Below are 16968 nucleotides of genomic sequence, written 5' to 3' on the forward strand. Positions count from 1 at the left end.
GATGAACACGATGATTAAAACCTGGCTGGCCGCGAGCCTTATCGCAACATTCAACCTGAGCGTACAGGCCGCAGAACTCCCGCCCGCAGGCAGCTTAGACATTCAAGAACACATGGAACGCATGAAAAACATGTCGCCGGAGGAGCGCGCAAAAGAACGTGAAGCGATGCACAGGGAAATGGACAAACTCACCCCAGAACAACGCGCTGAAAAGCGCCGTGAAATGCGCGCTTACATGGAGAAAATGACGCCGGAAGAACGCGCCAAGCGGCGTGAGGAAATGCGCCGCGAATGGGATAGCATGACACCTGAACAGCGCACTGAGAAACGCTCAAAAATGCGCGAGCACTGGGAGAAGATGACGCCGGAAGAACGCCGTCAATTCAAACACGACATGCAAGGCAACATGCCGCAGGGGATGCCGATCGCCCCGAAACAGCACCCGAAGCAAAATCAGCCCGACAAATGAAATAACCCCACTTAAACGGCAGAATTATTTCATTACAATCAATATACTACTCAACTAGGACTGCAACGCAACCTAGTGCTTCGCGCCCCCACTCTCTTCCTGCCATTTGGCATAGCATTCCAGCCCGCAAAAGTGGGCAACATAATCAACAGCCTCTGGAATTTTCGCCTCAGAAACAGGCACTTCCTTACGGCAAATATCGCAGACGACCATTTCAACTTCCACCAGTTGCTTATCCATGATCAACCTCCCAATGATTTGATGACGCCGATTGATACCTGAACAGAATATCGGGGAATCAGGGACGGTGCAAGCAATTCGCGGCGATTGCGCCCGATGCCTAAAAACTCCGACAATATGCACTCACTGGCCAAAACACCTAGGCGGTTCTGCATATTGACGCTCTCTCACAACGCGGTGAGACTGCCGCATGGCTTGAAGTCATCATAAAACCGAGTACGCTGCCCCGCTTGTTTATCGACTATCAAGGAGACACCGCCTGGCTGGAAACAGTCAGGCGGCGCGGCAAATCGGGGGCGCTTTTTCTTGGGTTAAACCAGTTCGCCCCACAGATCGTGTGTGTCTGAATCCGTAATCAGCACTTCAACCCTGTCGCCGACGTTCAGATGCTGCCCGTCATTGATGTAAACCTGCCCATCGATTTCCGGCGCATCGGCAAAACTACGGGCAATCGCCCCTTCTTCGTCGACCTCGTCGACCAGCACGGTCAGTGTCTTGCCGATCTTGCGCTTTAATTTTTCTTCGCTGATTTCTTCCTGCAACCACATTAAACGCGCCAGACGTTCCTGTTGCACCTCGGGCGGCACATGGTCGGGCAGATCGTTCGCGGTGGCGCCTTCCACCGGCGAATAGGCAAATGCGCCGACGCGATCCAGTTGCGCTTCTTCAATGAAATCGAGCAACTCTTCGAATTCCTCTTCGGTTTCACCCGGGAAGCCGACAATAAAAGTGCTGCGCAATACCAGCTCAGGGCAGATTTCGCGCCACTGTTTGATACGCGCCAATACATTATCACTGTTACCAGGACGCTTCATCAGTTTCAAAATACGCTGATTGGCGTGCTGGAACGGAATATCCAGATAAGGCAGAATTTTTCCTTGCGCCATCAAGGGAATCACTTCATCTACATGCGGATATGGATAGACATAATGCAGACGCACCCAGACACCCAGTGTCCCCAACGCAACCGCCAGTTCCGTCATGCGCGTCTTGAGCGGACGACCGCCCCAGAATCCGGTGCGATATTTCACGTCCACCCCGTAGGCGCTGGTGTCCTGAGAGATCACCAACAACTCTCGGACACCGGCATTGGCCAGACTTTCCGCTTCCGCCATCACATCGCCCACCGGACGGCTGACCAGGTCGCCACGCAAACTCGGGATGATACAAAAGGTGCAGCGATGATTACAGCCTTCCGAAATTTTCAGGTACGCGTAATGCTTAGGCGTCAGACGTATGCCCTGCGGCGGCACCAAATCGGTGTACGGATCGTGCGGCTTGGGCAGATGCTGATGCACGGCCTCCATCACTTCATCGGTCGCATGCGGGCCTGTGACCGCCAGCACCTTAGGATGCGCCTGTTTTACGACATCGCCCTTAGCACCCAGACAGCCAGTGACGATCACTTTACCGTTTTCCGCCAGTGCTTCGCCGATCGCATCGAGCGACTCTTCCACCGCACTGTCGATAAATCCGCAGGTATTCACCACCACCAGATCGGCGTCTTTGTAGGTATCTGAAATAATATAACCCTCGGCGCGCAGACGGGTCAGGATGTGTTCTGAATCGACCGTTGCCTTGGGGCAACCCAGCGAGACAAAACCGACTTTTGGAATTGGATTGTTCATTTTAAACTTTCAGAATCAGACGCCAACCACAAGGTTGACCAGAAATATGGAAGAGACACCCGCGACGATCAGCGAGACTTGCTCTACTGTGTCACGCAAACGCGTGCGTTGATGCAAACCCGGAATCAAATCGGCCACGGCAACGTAAATCATGCTGGCCGCCGCCAGCGCAAGTAACGTGGGCACCGCACCCTGCATCGATTGCAAAGCGAAGTAAGCTAAAACGCCGCCGACCAGCGTCGCAAGGCTAGACACCAGATTGAGGGCCAACGCCTGTGCACGACTGTAGCCCGAATGCAGCAGGATCATAAAGTCCCCAACTTCCTGAGGAATTTCATGCGCGATGATCGCCAGCGCCGTAACAAGACCCAACTGCACATCGGTCATAAAAGCGGCGGCGATGATAATACCGTCAACGAAGTTATGAAAGGTATCCCCGACCATGATCATGGTGCCGCTGCGACCATGAACCGGAGGTTCATGCGGCTCGTGCACCTCGCAATGATCGTGATGGCAATGCCGCCACAACAGAAGTTTTTCCAGCGTAAAAAACAACAGTATACCGGCCAGCACCGTGCCGCTCAACACCGCAGGGTTAGTGGTCAGCTTGATCGCCTCGGGCAAAATATCGAGAAACACCGCGCCCAGCAACGCGCCGATCGCATAGCTGACCAGCCCGTTGACCCAGTGTGCGCGTGCATTGAGCGCAAACAGGGCAGCGCACGTCACACTCAGCATGCCGCCTACCAGACTGGCGGCGATGATCCACAGCAAAACACTCATGTAGTTCATTCAGATTATTACGGGCGCGAATTATAACGGATTGCGCAGTAATCAAACGGCCTTACTATGCACAGCGAGTGCGTGTTAGCATTCAAGCCTGCCAATACCCGGGTTAAAAGCATGGACACGCTGCCGATTTTCACTCCCCTCGAAGCCCGCGTACTGGGCGTACTGATCGAAAAAGAAAAAACCGTACCGGATACTTACCCGCTCTCACTGAATACGCTCACGCTGGGATGCAACCAGAAAACGGCGCGCGATCCCGTGATGGCAGCTACCGAATCCGAGGTACTGGCGGCAATCAACAGCCTCAAAGACTATGCGCTGATCATCGAGTCGAGCGGCGGACGCGTAATGCGATATGCACACAACACGCGGCGCGCATTCAAACTACCCGAACAGTCGGTCGCCCTGCTGGCCGTGTTAATGCTGCGCGGCCCTCAGACGGCAGGCGAGCTACGCACCAATTGCGACCGGCTGCACCCGTTCGGCGATATCTCATCGGTGGAAGCTTTTCTGGAAGAACTCAGTCAGACCGAGCTACCCTGGGTCGTTAAACTCCCCAAGCTACCCGGCTCGCGCGAGCACCGCTGGACTCACCTGCTGTGCGGTGCGGTGGATCTGGCCGTTTCCAGCACGCCGACAGCACATCGGCATCCCGATGAACTCGCCCAGTTGCAAGCCGATGTCGCGCGACTTAATGCTGAAGTCGCCACGCTGCGTGAAACAATGGAAAAAATACAAGCAACACTGGGAATGTAAGTACAGAGCCAAGCGTGGCAAAACACTGCATCAGTGGTAAATAGTAAGTGGTCAGTGTGTACAAAACAGTGTTGTGTATTTTACTTCCCACTTCCAATTCACCACTTACTCGCCATTATTCCAGCCAGATGAAGCTGCCCTGACGTCCGGTCACCCCGTCGCGCCGATAGGAATAAAACAGTTCAGGCTCACTATAGGTACAGCGATCGCCGCCGTAAATTTGCGTGATGCCCAGCGCTTGCAGGCGTAACCGCGCCAGCGCATAAATGTCGGCCAGATATTTGCCGGACTTACCCGCAATAAATGCGGCAGCCGCAAGCGGATCGGCGGCAACAAATTCTGCACGCACCTCATTGCCCACCTCGAAGCCTAACTGACTGATTGCAGGCCCAAGCCACACCAGCAGCCGGTCAGTCGGCACGCCCATTTTCGCGACAGCGGCCTCAATCACACCCGCCGACAGTCCGCGCCATCCCGCATGCACAGCGGCAACCGCGCGTCCTTCTACATCACACAACAGCAGCGGCAGACAATCGGCAGTCATCACCCCGCACACCGTACCTGCGCGCGTAGCGAAACTGGCATCCGCGATCGGAACGCCGGCAACCTCATCAGCATTCGCAACCTGCGTGCCGTGCACCTGTTCAAGCCAGACCGGCGCAGAAGGCAACAGCGAATCCAGCAATAATCGGTTGCGCGCCACAACCTGTGCATCATCCCCGACATGCATCCCCAAATTGAGTGTGCCATAAGGCGAGATGCTGCAACCCCCAAGCCTTGTGGTCTGTATCGCGCGCACATTGGCGGGTGCCGGCCACGCAGGGACAATCACGGAATCAATCTGCTTCAGGCTCATTCAACGCCGCTTTGATTTGGCGGAGCAACTGCTGCATATCGTCCGGCAGCGGCACATGCCACTCCATCCTCTCGCCACTTATCGGATGTTCCAGTGCAAGTCGCGTCGCATGCAGCGCCTGCCGCGGGAAACGGGTCAGCACATCACGCAGTTGCAGTACGCATTTTTGCGGACCCTTCAAGTAAACGCTGTCGCCGACCAAGGGATGCTTCAGATACGTCATGTGAACACGAATCTGGTGCGTGCGACCGGTCTCCAGCGTGCAGCGCAACAAGGTACAACTGGGAAAGGTTCTTTCGACTTTGTAATGCGTCACCGCATCTTTGCCCGTTTCAACCACCGCCATTTTAACGCGATTGGAGGGGTGGCGACCGATAGGCTGATCGACATACCCGCCATGAGACAATTCACCATGCACCAGCGCCAGATACTCGCGCTTGACGCTGCGCTCCTGCAACTGACGAACAAGATTTGTCTGAGAAATCAAGGTTTTAGCAACCACAAGCAGACCACTGGTATCCTTGTCAAGACGATGAACAATGCCCGCGCGCGGTACTAAAGCGAGCTCAGGCCAATGATGCAGCAAGGCATTGAGCAACGTACCCTGCCAGTTCCCGCTACCTGGATGCACCACCAACCCGACCGGTTTATTGATCACCAGCAGATCATCGTCTTCGTAGACGATGTCCAGCGGAATGTCCTCCGCCTGATAGGGCTGTTCGGATTGCGTCACCTGAGGCAGCACTGCAAGTTTTTCGCCACCCCACACCTTTTGCTTAGAAATGGCAGGCTTTCCGTCGAGCAGCACTTGATTGAGCGTCACCCATTCTTGCAGGCGGCTGCGCGAATACTCAGGCAGCAGAGTCGCTAAAACCTGATCAAGGCGCAGTCCTGCGCTACTGTTTGGAATAACAAAATGGATTACGTCGTCGCCGGCTGGGTTTGCGTTATAATTACTCATATTTTTTTCGGATTCAGTCATGCGCCATAGTTTAGCTGTATTTTTGTTACTTACGTTAACTGCTTGCGGCATCCTCAGTCCGTTGCCAACCGGTGACACAGCAGATACGTCCAAAAGTCTGTCCGCGGAAGAGCTCTATCGGCAGGCAAAAACCGAACTCGACGACGGCAGTTACAACACGGCCATCAAACTATACGAAACGCTGCAATCGCGCTACCCCTATGGCAAGTATGCACAACAATCGATGCTGGAAATGGCTTACGCCTATTATCGCCAGAGCGAACCGGATCCCGCCATCGCCACGGCGGATCGCTTTATCAAACAATTCCCCAACAACGCACACGTTGACTACGCCTATTACGTGAAGGGACTGGCGACCTTCAACGGCGAACTCAGCTTGCTGAGCTCCGTCGCGGGCCAGGATCCTTCAGAGCGCGACCCGCAAGCCGCACTTGAATCATTCAACGCTTTCAAAGCGCTCGTGGTACGTTTCCCAAACAGCAAATACACACCCGATGCGAAGCTGCGCCTGCAATATCTGGTCAATGCCTTGTCCCGCCATGAAATTCATGTCGCACAATATTACTTAAGGCGCGGCGCCTATATTGCCGCTGTTAATCGGGCACAAGACATTATCAAGCAGTACCCTAACAGCCCGTCTACGCGCGAAGCATTGCAGATCATGATTGACGCCTACGATGCACTCGGTATGGTCCAGTTGCGCGATGACACCAAACGCGTACAGGCCAGCAATACGACGGGAAGCAGCAAAATGGGCATACCTGAAAAATCCTGGTGGCAATTCTGGAAATGAAATATTGCCCCGCCTGCGGCCAGAGTGTCGAGTTGCGCACGCCAGCCGATGATACCCGGCCGCGCTACATCTGCACCGCATGCGGCATTATTCACTACCAGAATCCCAGAATGGTAATCGGCTCTATCCCCGAGTGGGAAGACAAGATATTGTTGTGCCGCCGCGCCATCGAACCGCGCTACGGACTGTGGACGCTGCCGGGCGGATTTATGGAAAATGGCGAAAGCACGGGCGCGGCAGCTATACGTGAAACGCTCGAAGAAGCCTGCGCGCGCATCGAAATTATTGACTTGTATTCCATGTACAGCTTGCCTTACATCGATCAGGTTCATATGCTGTTCCGCGCCCGCCTGCTCGACCTTGAATTCGCCCCGGGGCAGGAGAGCCTTGAAGTAAAGTTGTTTGCAGAATCAGAAATTCCATGGGCCGAACTCGCGTTCCGCCCAGTGCGCTATTCACTCGAACATTACTTTAGCGAACGAAAAAAGGGAACATTCAGCTTGCATGTAGATGAACTGGGGCCGCCTGACTACCCTCCCGATTCCAAGCTGAATAACATCAATACTCACTGAACTGACTGAGACTCCATCATGAAATTTACACCGATACTCATCGCATTGACTGTCGCCTCACTCACAGGATGTGCAACCCATCCACAGACGCAGACCGACCCGTTCGAACCGTTTAACCGCAGCATGTACGGCTTCAACAACGCGCTGGACAAAGCGATTCTCAAACCTGTCGCACAAGGCTACAACAAAGCCGTGCCAGATACCGGAAAAACGCTGGTGAGCAATTTTTTCTCCAATCTGGATGATGTGATTGTCACCGCCAACGACCTGCTGCAATTTAAATTCAAACAGGCATTTTCCGATGGCATGCGTGTGCTGGTCAATTCTACCGTCGGCGTTGGCGGACTGATCGATGTGGCCTCGATGAATCTCGACAAACACAACGAAGACTTCGGACAGACACTGGGATATTGGGGAGTCGGCAGCGGCCCTTATCTTGTCTTACCATTTCTGGGATCGAGTACGATACGTGACGGATTGGGCGACTTGGGTGATAGCCAGGTCAGCGTTATATCCAACACCAAAAATGTACCCACACGCAACGCGCTATACCTGACCAAGGGCATCAAACGACGCGCACAACTGCTTGAAAGCGAAAGCTTGCTAGACGGTGCGGTCATAGATCGTTACGCTTTCATCCGCGACGCTTACCTGCAACGCCGCGAAAGCCTAGTCTATGACGGCAATCCGCCGGAAGAACTATTTGACGATGCGACTGATCCTGCGTCGACCGAAGCACCGGAAGCAGCAAAGCCTTGATTTAAGCCCCCTTATGGGGGCTTTATTTCAAGCAGCGGCGACAAAATAGATGGGCAAAGTCGATATTGTTTAATACTTAAAAGCTGTAGAGCAAAACGACCACCCTGAACGTTGTTTAAACCACCATACTGCGAGGTAATATCATGCAAAACGATACTTTCGAAGCCGATGTACGCAGCGCCGTCGAACAAGGCCATAACGTGCAAGAAATGGTACGAGAACTTACGTTGCGCCGCATCAGCGCCCGGTCGATGGATATCGAATCCTTGCGACAAATCGCACACTCTGTGCTGCGTGGTGCCAGAGCTGCCGTGCGCAATGAATTAAACCTGTCTGCTGCACAAGCTGAAACGGCCCGCATGCAACTCAAGCAAACGGTAGCGGGACTGGATATGGCGCTGGCACAAACGGCAAATGCCGCCAGGCTTGCGATCGAAGAAGCCGCCAGCCGCGCACAACAATTCACAAATGAAGATTTGGCGCTAGCTCGCGCCAATCTGGAAAGTCTGGATGAGCTGCTGATTGAAACCCTGCAAACTTCAGCCTCTAGTGCACGCGATGCAGTAGATGAGATTTTACACAGTCTTGCCGCGCATAGCCTGACGCACGGCACGCTGGCGGGCGCTCAAATCAGGGAAACCTTGTCCGTCATCGCACACCAGTTAAGCTCAGTCGGTCGCACGCAAGCCGTTTCCGGGCTGCATCTAGCCCAAGCCAGCAGCGACCTGCTGCGCCAGATTGCGGCAGGCGTCCTCACTGGCGTCGCCGATCACGTCAAGCCAGCGCACAAAGACTGATGCTGCTACAAGCTCTGGTAGCGGTGCGCGACTTGTCGCGCCTGCATGACATCGCAGCCGTACTGATACGCCACGGATTCGGCGATCTTGTCGCGCGCATGGGACTGAACCACGCGCTGGAGCGCGCAGGGCAAGTATTGCACCACAGACCTACGCCGGAATACGCTCATCTGCCGGCGCCAATGCGTGTGCGACAAGCGCTGGAGGAGCTCGGCCCGACTTTCGTTAAACTAGGGCAGGTACTGGCGACCCGCGTGGATTTATTCGAACCTGAGTGGATCACCGAGTTTGGCAAGCTACAGGACAACGCGCCGCCCGTTCCCTACGCGGAGATATCCCAACAACTACAGGAGGATCTGGGCGCAGCCCCGGAATCGTTGTTCGCGGCATTTGATCCTGCGCCACTGGCCGCAGCTTCAATTGCACAAGTTCACCGCGCACGCTTAGAGGATGGCAGCGAGGTGATCGTCAAAGTGCGTCGCCCCGGCATCCGGCCGGTCATCGAAGCCGATCTGCGCTGGATGATGCGTCTGGCTGAACTGGCTGAGAGCGAAAGTCCTGAATTGAGGAGCTTCCGCCCCAAAGAGGTGGTAAGACAATTTTCACTCTCGCTCAGACGGGAACTCGACTTTGCCATCGAATGCAGGAATGCCGAGCACATTGCACTGAACTTTGCGAATTATTCCGGCCAGAGCGACGTCATACCCGACGCGCCCATCATCGTGATTCCCCGTGTTTATTGGCAGTGGACGGGTGAGCGCGTTTGCGTGCAGGAATATATCGATGGCATACCGGGACGCCGGCTTGACGCAGTAGATCAAGCCGGGCTTGATCGCAAAACACTGGCACGGCGCGGGGCGCGAGCCGTGCTGAAAATGATTGTCGAGGACGGCTTCTTTCACGCTGACCCCCATCCCGGAAACGTGTTTTACTTACCCGACAACCGCATCGCATTCATCGACTTTGGCATGGTTGGGCGGCTGACTGAGGAGCGACGCGAACAATTAATCCGCTTATTGCTAGGACTTGTTCAGCATGAACCCAAACGAGTACTGGATGTCCTGCTTGACTGGACCGGCGACGGCGCGCAGGACGAGACCGGACTCACCCTTGAAATCGAGACCTTTCTTGACCAATATCACGGCGTAGCCCTTAAGCAACTCCGAATAGGTGCGATGCTCTCGGACATGGTCGCCATCCTTCGGCAACACCAACTGATGTTGCCCTCTGATATGGCAATTCTGGTCAAAGCGTTTATTTCACTGGAAGGAATGGGGCGCGAACTTGACCCGGATTTCGACATCGCCGGCGAAGCCATGCCGATGCTGGAACACGCGCTGCGTGCACGCTACGCGCCTGCTACGCTTGCCAAACGCGGGTGGCGCGCCATCATGGAGGCGCTGACACTGATTTCAGGGCTACCACACGATCTGTCGCGACTGCTGCGCGCAGCCCGGCGCGGCCGACTGGAAATACACATTGAGATCGCGCATTTAAAACATGTCGGCAATCAGCTCGACGGTGCCGTCAACCGGCTATCCGTAGGACTGATCGTTGCCGCACTGATCATCGGCTCATCCATCGTCATGACCGTACCAGACACGCTGAAGATTTTTGGCCTGCCCTTTTTCGGACTGGCCGGAATTATCTGTGCCTCCATCGGCGGTTTGTGGCTGCTACTGTCGATCTGGCGCAGCAACCGCGCCGACCGTGAATAACCTTCGCGCCAACCGGAACGAAGGTGACTCAATAGACAACCAGAATAAATTAGCGACCTGCGCGCAACGCGGCGATGCGTTCTTCAAGCGGAGGATGGGTCATAAACAAGCGCGCCATTCCCGCACCGCCGGAGATTCCGGATGCCGCCATCTCCTTGGGCAGTGATGCTTGTTCATGATTGATCTTCAGGCGTTCTAGCGCTGCGATCATCTTTTCACGGCCGGCCAGCTCAGCCCCTCCTGCATCGGCACGGAATTCACGCTGACGCGAGAACCACATCACGATGATGCTGGCGAGCACCCCCAACACCACCTGCGCGACCATTTCCGCGATAAAGGAGCCGATACCCGGCCCGCGCTCTTCGCCGTCCTTTCGCAACAGCGAGTCGATGAATAGACCGAACAGTTTGGCGAAGAAGAACACAAAGGTATTCACCACCCCTTGAATCAGCGCCAGCGTCACCATATCGCCATTGGCCACATGACTGATTTCATGGGCCAGCACCGCCTCGGTTTCATCGCGCCCCATATTGTGCAACAGCCCGGTGCTCACCGCGACCAGCGCATTATTTTTATTCCAGCCCGTGGCAAAGGCATTCACATCCGGCGCATCGTAAATGGCCACTTCCGGCATACCAATCCCGGCAGCGAGCGCCTGACGACGCACCGTTTCAACCAACCAGCGCTCAGTTGGATCGGACGGTGTGGTGATGACCTGCGCATTCACCATCCGCTTGGCCGACCATTTAGACATCAACAAGGAAATGATCGAACCCGAAAAGCCCACCACCAGCGACATCACCAGCAGCGCATTAAAATTAATCGCTCCGCTTTGATCTAACACACGATCGACACCCAACAATCGCAAGGTGATGCTGATCACCAGCATCACGGCAAGATTCGTTAAGACAAACAGAAAAATACGCTTCATACAGTTCACTCCTTAAAAATACGCCATTGGCGCTGCTGTACTAAATGGGGCAGGTCCGCAATTTTTCAAGCGCCCTTTAGTCACAGACAGACGAAAGAAGTTTCATTTCGCTTGAAATATTATGCTTTTAGCCGCGTAAGCTGTTGCAAATACAACGCCTCGACTTTAGCGCGCGCCCAGGGTGTTTTGCGCAGAAATTTCAGACTGGATTTGATACTCGGTTCAAAAGTAAAACAACGCACCGGAACGGCATCCGCCATGGCGGCCCACCCGATAGCTTCGGATAACTGTGTGACGATCGCTTCGAGGGTCACGCCTTCGAGCGGAGGACGATTTGCAGGTTTTGTAATCATGTCGGTATTTTACAGGCGATAGTGACGCTTGAGCGCTTACAATGACGCACTTTCTCAATTGATGACTTTTTTCATGACCGAACCCGTCCGTCTCGCCAAACGCCTCGTCGAATTAGTCGCATGCTCTCGCCGTGAAGCCGAACTCTATATTGCCGGGGGTTGGGTCATGGTCGACGGACAGATCGTAGAAGAGCCGCAGTTCATGGTATCGGAACAGCTGGTCGAATTACATCCGAATGCGGACCTCACTCCGATTGAGCCTGCCACCCTGCTGTTCCATCATCTGAATGCCACCAATACCACCGCAATATGCGCCGGTACGCGCTCGGCTGACGACCTGTCCGGCATCCACCTACTGCGCCAGCATTTTTTCAAATTGACACCCTGCACACCGCTGGAACGTAACGCAAGCGGCCTGACCGTACTCACGCAGGACTTTCGCATCATCCGTAAGCTCAAAGATGAGGCCGCCACCATCGAACAAGAATACATCGTTGAAATCGCTGGCGAGATTATGGCCGATGGACTGAAGCTGCTCAATCACGGCCTGAAATTCAACGGCAAGCCCCTGCCCCCGGCTAAGGTCAGCTGGCAAAACGAAACCCGCTTACGTTTCGCGCTCAAGGGTGTCATACCCGGCCAGATTGCTGCGATGTGCCAAAAGGTCGGCCTGGACGTCATTTCTATGAGACGCATCCGCATCGGACGAATCTCGATGGCAAAATTACAACCGGACCAATGGCGTTACCTGATGCTCCACGAACGGTTTTAACCACAAGCGATATCCCTTAACCTATAAAACGCTTTCCTTGAGCAACGCTTCAAACTGGGCAATCGGCAACGGTTTGCTAAATAGGTACCCTTGATAATTTAGACAGCCTAATTGTTCCAGCAATAATTTTTGCGCTTCCGTTTCCACCCCTTCGGCAATCACGTTCAGACCAAAGTTTTTTGCCATATCAATAATGGTTTGCACCATGACGGCATCGTTTTGATCGAAGGTCATGTCGCGGACAAAACTTTGATCGATTTTAATTTGATCGAGAGGAAGCTGTTTCAAATATGACAGCGAAGAATATCCGGTACCAAAATCATCCATCGACAATCTAACTCGCAAGGCTTTCAATGCCTGCATTTTACTGATGACATCTGTAACATCATTCAGCACAACGCTTTCGGTCAATTCCAACTTTAAGCGCGACGCATCCACCTGATGCACCTGTAAAATACGGGCGACTTTTTCCACAAAATCTCGTTGCTTGAATTGCTTACCGCTAACGTTGACCGCTAGCGTCAAATGGCGCATCAGGTCCGCTTCAGACCATATCGCCAGTTGCCTGCACGCCGCATCCAGCACCCAGTCGCCCAATTCGAGAATCAAAATGCTTTCTTCGGCCAACGGAATAAATTGCGCAGGCGACACCATACCGCGTGTCGGATGTATCCAGCGCAGCAGCGCTTCCGCGCCCAACGAGCGCTGATTGCTGTCCACCTGAATTTGGTAATACAGCTGCAACTGCTGGTCTGGCACCGCGCGGTGCAAATCCGCCTCAAGCGAGGCGCGCTCGGAAACAGAATGCTGCATGACAGGATCAAAAAATCGCACCGCATTCCGTCCCGATTCCTTCGCCTCATACATTGCCATATCGGCATGTTTGAGCAAATCTTCGACAGCGTTTCCGTTACCACAATATAAGTTCACGCCAATACTGGGCGAGCTGTGATATTCGTGCTCTTTAATTTTGTAGGGCACCGACAAGGCTGCCCGAATTTTTTCTGCGATCAGGGCGGCTTTTTTTGATGCCTCGTCGGCATTTTTCCCGACCTCTTCCAGCAGAATGACAAACTCGTCACCACCAAAGCGCGCCACGGTATCGACTTCACGCACACAAAAGCGAATGCGTTCAGCGACTTCAATTAACAACAAGTCGCCACAACCGTGCCCCAACGTATCGTTGAGCCTCTTGAATCGATCCATATCGAGGAACAATACGGCACCATACGAACCGCTGCGCGCTGAAACCGACAACGCTAGGTGCAGCCGGTCCAGCAATAAACGCCGGTTAGGCAATTGCGTGAGCACATCGTAAAAAGCGAGATTGCGAATCTCTTCCTCCGCCCGTTTTCGCTCGCTGATGTCGCTAAAAATACTGACATATTCAGTCGTCTCGCCCAGTATATTTTTGACTGCGGTAATCGTCAGATTTTTTGGATAAATATGCCCGTCTTTATGCCTGTCCCACAACTCGCCGGACCACGTACCGTTAGCCACGAGCTGCTGCCACATTTCGACGTAGAACGCACTGTCCTGACACCCAGAACTTAAAAAACGGGGGTTTTTTCCCAGCACCTCTTCCGCACAATAGCCTGTCGTGTCTTGGAACGCTTGATTAACACGGATGATATTCGCACGCGCATCGGTAATCAAAATCGCTTCATGCGTTTCAAACGTGGTCGCGGCAATGCGCAAATACTCCTGCGCATCACGCAAGGCTTTTTCAATATGCTCCCGCTCGATAATTTCTTCCTGCAATTGCTCGTTGCTCACTTGCAATTCCCGCGTGCGCTCGTCCACACGCCCTTCCAGCGAACGATACGAGAATTGCAAATTTTCGGTCATACGGTTGAAATTTTGTGCCAACGTACCAATCTCATCTGAGCCTGATTCCTCCACTCGCCGGCTTAAATCGCCTCGGGCAATTTCATCCGCAGTAGATGAAAAACGTTTAATGCGAATGACGAGCTGGCGCCCCAAAAAAAATGCAACCAAGCCCCCCAGCACGGTCAAAACGAACAAAATACCCAGCAAATTTCTTCGTTGTTGATACAGCGGTGCGAACACCTCATCGGCATCAATTTTAACCACCATCCCCCAGCGTAATTCAGGCAAATAACGCCAGGCAGCCAGCACTTCAACACCGCGATAGTCCTCCACAATGCCGCCGGACTGAATGCCCGAGAGTGCTTGACGCATCGGCAACGGTACTCGGGCAAAATCTCTCGGCTTGAATAAATCCAGCTCAACTTCACGTTGCAGCGGGGCAATGTACTTCACGTGCTGGGTATCATAGTAAGTGGCGATAACCGTTTCGCCCGTTTTACCCAGCCCCACATTGTCGCTTGCGACATGATAAATCTGCTGCGTATCGAGCTGAAAAGCCAGCACGCCCTGCAATACACCGCCACGGATAATCGGCACACTGATAAATGCAGCCTTCGCTCTGGAGGGCATATATTTCTCTATATCGGAAATACCGCTTTCCAGCGTCATGCGCGACTGGTTAAATACCCGCGCTAAGCCCGTTTCACGATAAGGACCGCTGATCAGATTGGTGGCAAAATCATCCTCATGCTGGTAGGTGAAGATAATTTCGCCTTCGGGCGTAATCAAAAACACATCGTAAAAAAGCGTACTGTCGCCATTGCCAATGTAGGCGGCAAAACTATTTTGAAAGGGTTTAGCCGCATTCAGATATTGCGCCGAACGGCTCCCCTGTTGCGAGTAAGCGTGCAATAAAACCGGCATCGCTTCGTCGATTAATTTACTGCGCGACAACAACCACGCGTCTTCACGACGCTCAGCCAGATACGTTTTGATTTCCAGCGTTTTCTTGTCAGATAAAAGGTTTAAGCGCGTCAGCGTTTCGTAGCGTAAGGCTTCCCCGCTCTTTTCCAGACTCAAGTAACCAAACAAAGCCAACGGCAATAGGGCGACAACCACAAACCAAAGCACCAGCCGCCAGGTAATCGTGAGATTTTTTAGCCTGAATATCGGCCTCATGGCAACACTTCCGGCAACCCGCGCTGCATAACCAGCCATTCCGCACGACTGCGATAGCCGGGAAAGGGCGCAGGTTGTAACGGTTTTTCGGAACGCCAGACAATTTCAAATTGACCATCCGAGCTCGCGCGAGCGATATAGGCTGCTTTCCATAAATGCCGGGTGTCATGATCAACGGCCACTATCCCTTCAGGCGCCAGATAAGTTTGCTGCGCCAATGTGATTTTAACCGAGGAAAGATCGTCGGATTTTACGCTGCGCATCGCCTCGACCCAAAGTTTCACACCAATATAGGAGGCTTCCATCGGATCATCCAGCACGCGATCTGCGCCAAATCGCTGTTTAAAACGCGCCACAAATTTTTTGTTGTCTGGCGTTGCCAAACTCTGAAAATAGTTCCATGCCGCGTAATGCCCCACCATCAATTCCGCGCCCATCGCCGCCAACTCAACTTCGGCGATACTGGTAGAAAACACGGGCGTTGTTTCAGACGAAATACCCGCTTCACGCAACGCGCGGAAAAATTGCTGATTGCTGTCGCCATTGAGTGTGTTAATCACGAAATCAGGATGCTGTGCAGCAATCTCTTTCACAACCACCGCCAAATCACTCGATCCCAGCGGCACATATCGCTCGCCCAGCAACTTGCCGCCTTGCGCCAGTAACACGTCTTTAACCATTAGATTAGCCGTGTGTGGAAAAATGTAATCGGAACCGACCAGATAGAAGCGATTACCGGTGTTTTGCAACGCCCACAACGCCATCGGAATAATTTGCTGGTTGGGTGCCGCACCGGTATAGATAATGTCGGGCGATTGCTCAAGCCCCTCGTATTGCACCGGATAAAACAGCAGATGACGGTGCTTTTCGATAACCGGCTTTACCGCTTTGCGACACGCTGATGTCCAGCAACCGAACAGGGCTTGCACCCCGTCCTGAGTGATCAGTTTTTCAGCTTGTTGTGCGCAGTAATCAGCATCGGAACGGCAGTCGGCAGTCACTATTTCAATCTGCCGCCCGTCAACTCCGCCCGCTTGGTTTTCCTCTTCAACCGCCAGCCGCAAAGCATCAACCAACGGCCTTTCACTGGTCGCCATCGTACCCGTCAGAGAATGCAACACGCCAATCTTCAGTTTCGGTTTAGCCTGCTCTTGCTGAAAATACAATAGCGCGATACTGAACAGTGCAAGCATCGCCAAAACAACACTTACCCAACTTATTTTTGGACATTCCGTGCGTTGCATTTTAAAGTTCGATACCTATTGAGTGAACGCAGAAAAACGACTGCCGTTTGCGGCACAAACAAAAGCGACAGGCGTCGCGATAAAAACACATTCCAAAATTAGCTGGCCGCCTGTAGCTCACACCTGCAACTTGCAACCATCTTGCAGCAAAGCGGCACTCCCGGTCAATCGAATTCAGCATGACATGAACGATGGACTTTTTAAAGATTGCCTCGTCCGGCCTGGCCGAATACTGGATGGCAATACCCCCCTTCCACCGCCGTCATCCTAGCCTCCCTGGTCAAAAATTTCGGACAGGAC

Annotated in this window: 17 protein-coding genes; 8 read left to right on the top strand and 9 right to left on the bottom strand. The window is 53.5% G+C overall.

The window, feature by feature from the left end; all coding sequences use genetic code 11:
• Position 1: 1 nt before the first annotated feature.
• A complete protein-coding gene (locus GALF_RS10490; protein ID WP_013294039.1) occupies positions 2-469 on the top strand; it encodes a DUF3106 domain-containing protein in 468 nt (155 codons plus the stop codon).
• Positions 470-541: 72 nt separating this feature from the next.
• On the opposite strand, the gene GALF_RS15380 is transcribed toward GALF_RS10490, so the two are convergent.
• The 3 genes from GALF_RS15380 to GALF_RS10500 form a co-directional block, all read right to left on the bottom strand.
• Positions 542-709, bottom strand: a complete 168-nt coding sequence (locus GALF_RS15380) for a DUF3330 domain-containing protein (protein WP_013294040.1) — start codon at positions 707-709, stop codon at positions 542-544.
• A gap of 311 nt (positions 710-1020) precedes the next feature.
• Entirely contained in the window at positions 1021-2337 is a 1317-nt protein-coding gene (gene rimO / locus GALF_RS10495) for a 30S ribosomal protein S12 methylthiotransferase RimO (RefSeq protein ID WP_013294041.1), read from the bottom strand.
• 15 nt (positions 2338-2352) lie between these two features.
• Positions 2353-3120 carry a ZIP family metal transporter gene (locus tag GALF_RS10500; RefSeq protein ID WP_041938065.1) on the bottom strand — a complete coding sequence of 256 codons (768 nt, stop codon included), beginning with the start codon at positions 3118-3120 and terminating at the stop codon, positions 2353-2355.
• 81 nt (positions 3121-3201) lie between these two features.
• Between GALF_RS10500 and GALF_RS10505 the strand changes: the two genes are divergently transcribed.
• Positions 3202-3882 carry a YceH family protein gene (locus GALF_RS10505; RefSeq protein ID WP_223293692.1) on the top strand — a complete coding sequence of 227 codons (681 nt, stop codon included), beginning with the start codon at positions 3202-3204 and terminating at the stop codon, positions 3880-3882.
• 115 nt (positions 3883-3997) lie between these two features.
• On the opposite strand, the gene pgeF is transcribed toward GALF_RS10505, so the two are convergent.
• Positions 3998-4738 carry a peptidoglycan editing factor PgeF gene (pgeF, locus tag GALF_RS10510; protein ID WP_013294044.1) on the bottom strand — a complete coding sequence of 247 codons (741 nt, stop codon included), beginning with the start codon at positions 4736-4738 and terminating at the stop codon, positions 3998-4000.
• Entirely contained in the window at positions 4719-5699 is a 981-nt protein-coding gene (rluD, locus tag GALF_RS10515; protein WP_013294045.1) for a 23S rRNA pseudouridine(1911/1915/1917) synthase RluD, read from the bottom strand. Before rluD ends, pgeF begins: the two co-directional genes overlap by 20 nt.
• Positions 5700-5718: 19 nt before the next feature.
• Between rluD and GALF_RS10520 the strand changes: the two genes are divergently transcribed.
• The 5 genes from GALF_RS10520 (at position 5719) to GALF_RS10540 (ending at position 10359) form a co-directional block, all read left to right on the top strand.
• Complete coding sequence (locus tag GALF_RS10520; protein ID WP_013294046.1) at positions 5719-6513, top strand: outer membrane protein assembly factor BamD; 795 nt, start codon at positions 5719-5721, stop codon at positions 6511-6513.
• Positions 6510-7085 carry an NUDIX hydrolase gene (locus GALF_RS10525; protein WP_013294047.1) on the top strand — a complete coding sequence of 192 codons (576 nt, stop codon included), beginning with the start codon at positions 6510-6512 and terminating at the stop codon, positions 7083-7085. Before GALF_RS10520 ends, GALF_RS10525 begins: the two co-directional genes overlap by 4 nt.
• 18 nt (positions 7086-7103) lie before the next feature.
• On the top strand, positions 7104-7844 hold the full coding sequence (locus tag GALF_RS10530; RefSeq protein ID WP_013294048.1) for an MlaA family lipoprotein: 741 nt from the start codon (positions 7104-7106) through the stop codon (positions 7842-7844).
• Positions 7845-7987: 143 nt separating this feature from the next.
• Positions 7988-8641: a DUF6781 family protein gene (locus GALF_RS10535; RefSeq protein ID WP_013294049.1), complete on the top strand. Its 654-nt coding sequence runs from the start codon at positions 7988-7990 to the stop codon at positions 8639-8641.
• Positions 8641-10359, top strand: a complete 1719-nt coding sequence (locus tag GALF_RS10540; RefSeq protein WP_013294050.1) for an ABC1 kinase family protein — start codon at positions 8641-8643, stop codon at positions 10357-10359. The genes GALF_RS10535 and GALF_RS10540 overlap by 1 nt, the downstream gene beginning before the upstream one ends.
• Positions 10360-10408: 49 nt before the next feature.
• On the opposite strand, the gene htpX is transcribed toward GALF_RS10540, so the two are convergent.
• Together htpX and GALF_RS10550 are read right to left on the bottom strand one after the other, a co-directional pair.
• The gene (gene htpX / locus GALF_RS10545) at positions 10409-11290 is read right to left on the bottom strand and encodes a protease HtpX (protein ID WP_013294051.1); all 882 of its coding nucleotides are present in this window, start codon (positions 11288-11290) and stop codon (positions 10409-10411) included.
• A 119-nt stretch (positions 11291-11409) separates the two neighbouring features.
• The gene (locus tag GALF_RS10550; RefSeq protein WP_013294052.1) at positions 11410-11643 is read right to left on the bottom strand and encodes a VF530 family protein; all 234 of its coding nucleotides are present in this window, start codon (positions 11641-11643) and stop codon (positions 11410-11412) included.
• Positions 11644-11716: 73 nt separating this feature from the next.
• Between GALF_RS10550 and GALF_RS10555 the strand changes: the two genes are divergently transcribed.
• Entirely contained in the window at positions 11717-12415 is a 699-nt protein-coding gene (locus GALF_RS10555) for an rRNA pseudouridine synthase (protein ID WP_013294053.1), read from the top strand.
• Between the two features lie 21 nt (positions 12416-12436).
• On the opposite strand, the gene GALF_RS15750 is transcribed toward GALF_RS10555, so the two are convergent.
• Together GALF_RS15750 and GALF_RS10565 are read right to left on the bottom strand one after the other, a co-directional pair.
• Positions 12437-15424 (bottom strand): EAL domain-containing protein, encoded by a 2988-nt coding sequence (locus GALF_RS15750; RefSeq protein ID WP_013294054.1) that lies wholly within the window; start codon positions 15422-15424, stop codon positions 12437-12439.
• Positions 15421-16668 (bottom strand): ABC transporter substrate-binding protein, encoded by a 1248-nt coding sequence (locus GALF_RS10565; RefSeq protein WP_013294055.1) that lies wholly within the window; start codon positions 16666-16668, stop codon positions 15421-15423. The genes GALF_RS15750 and GALF_RS10565 overlap by 4 nt, the downstream gene beginning before the upstream one ends.
• Positions 16669-16968 lie beyond the last annotated feature (300 nt).

The sequence above is a fragment of the Gallionella capsiferriformans ES-2 genome (assembly GCF_000145255.1).
Lineage (GTDB): Bacteria > Pseudomonadota > Gammaproteobacteria > Burkholderiales > Gallionellaceae > Gallionella > Gallionella capsiferriformans.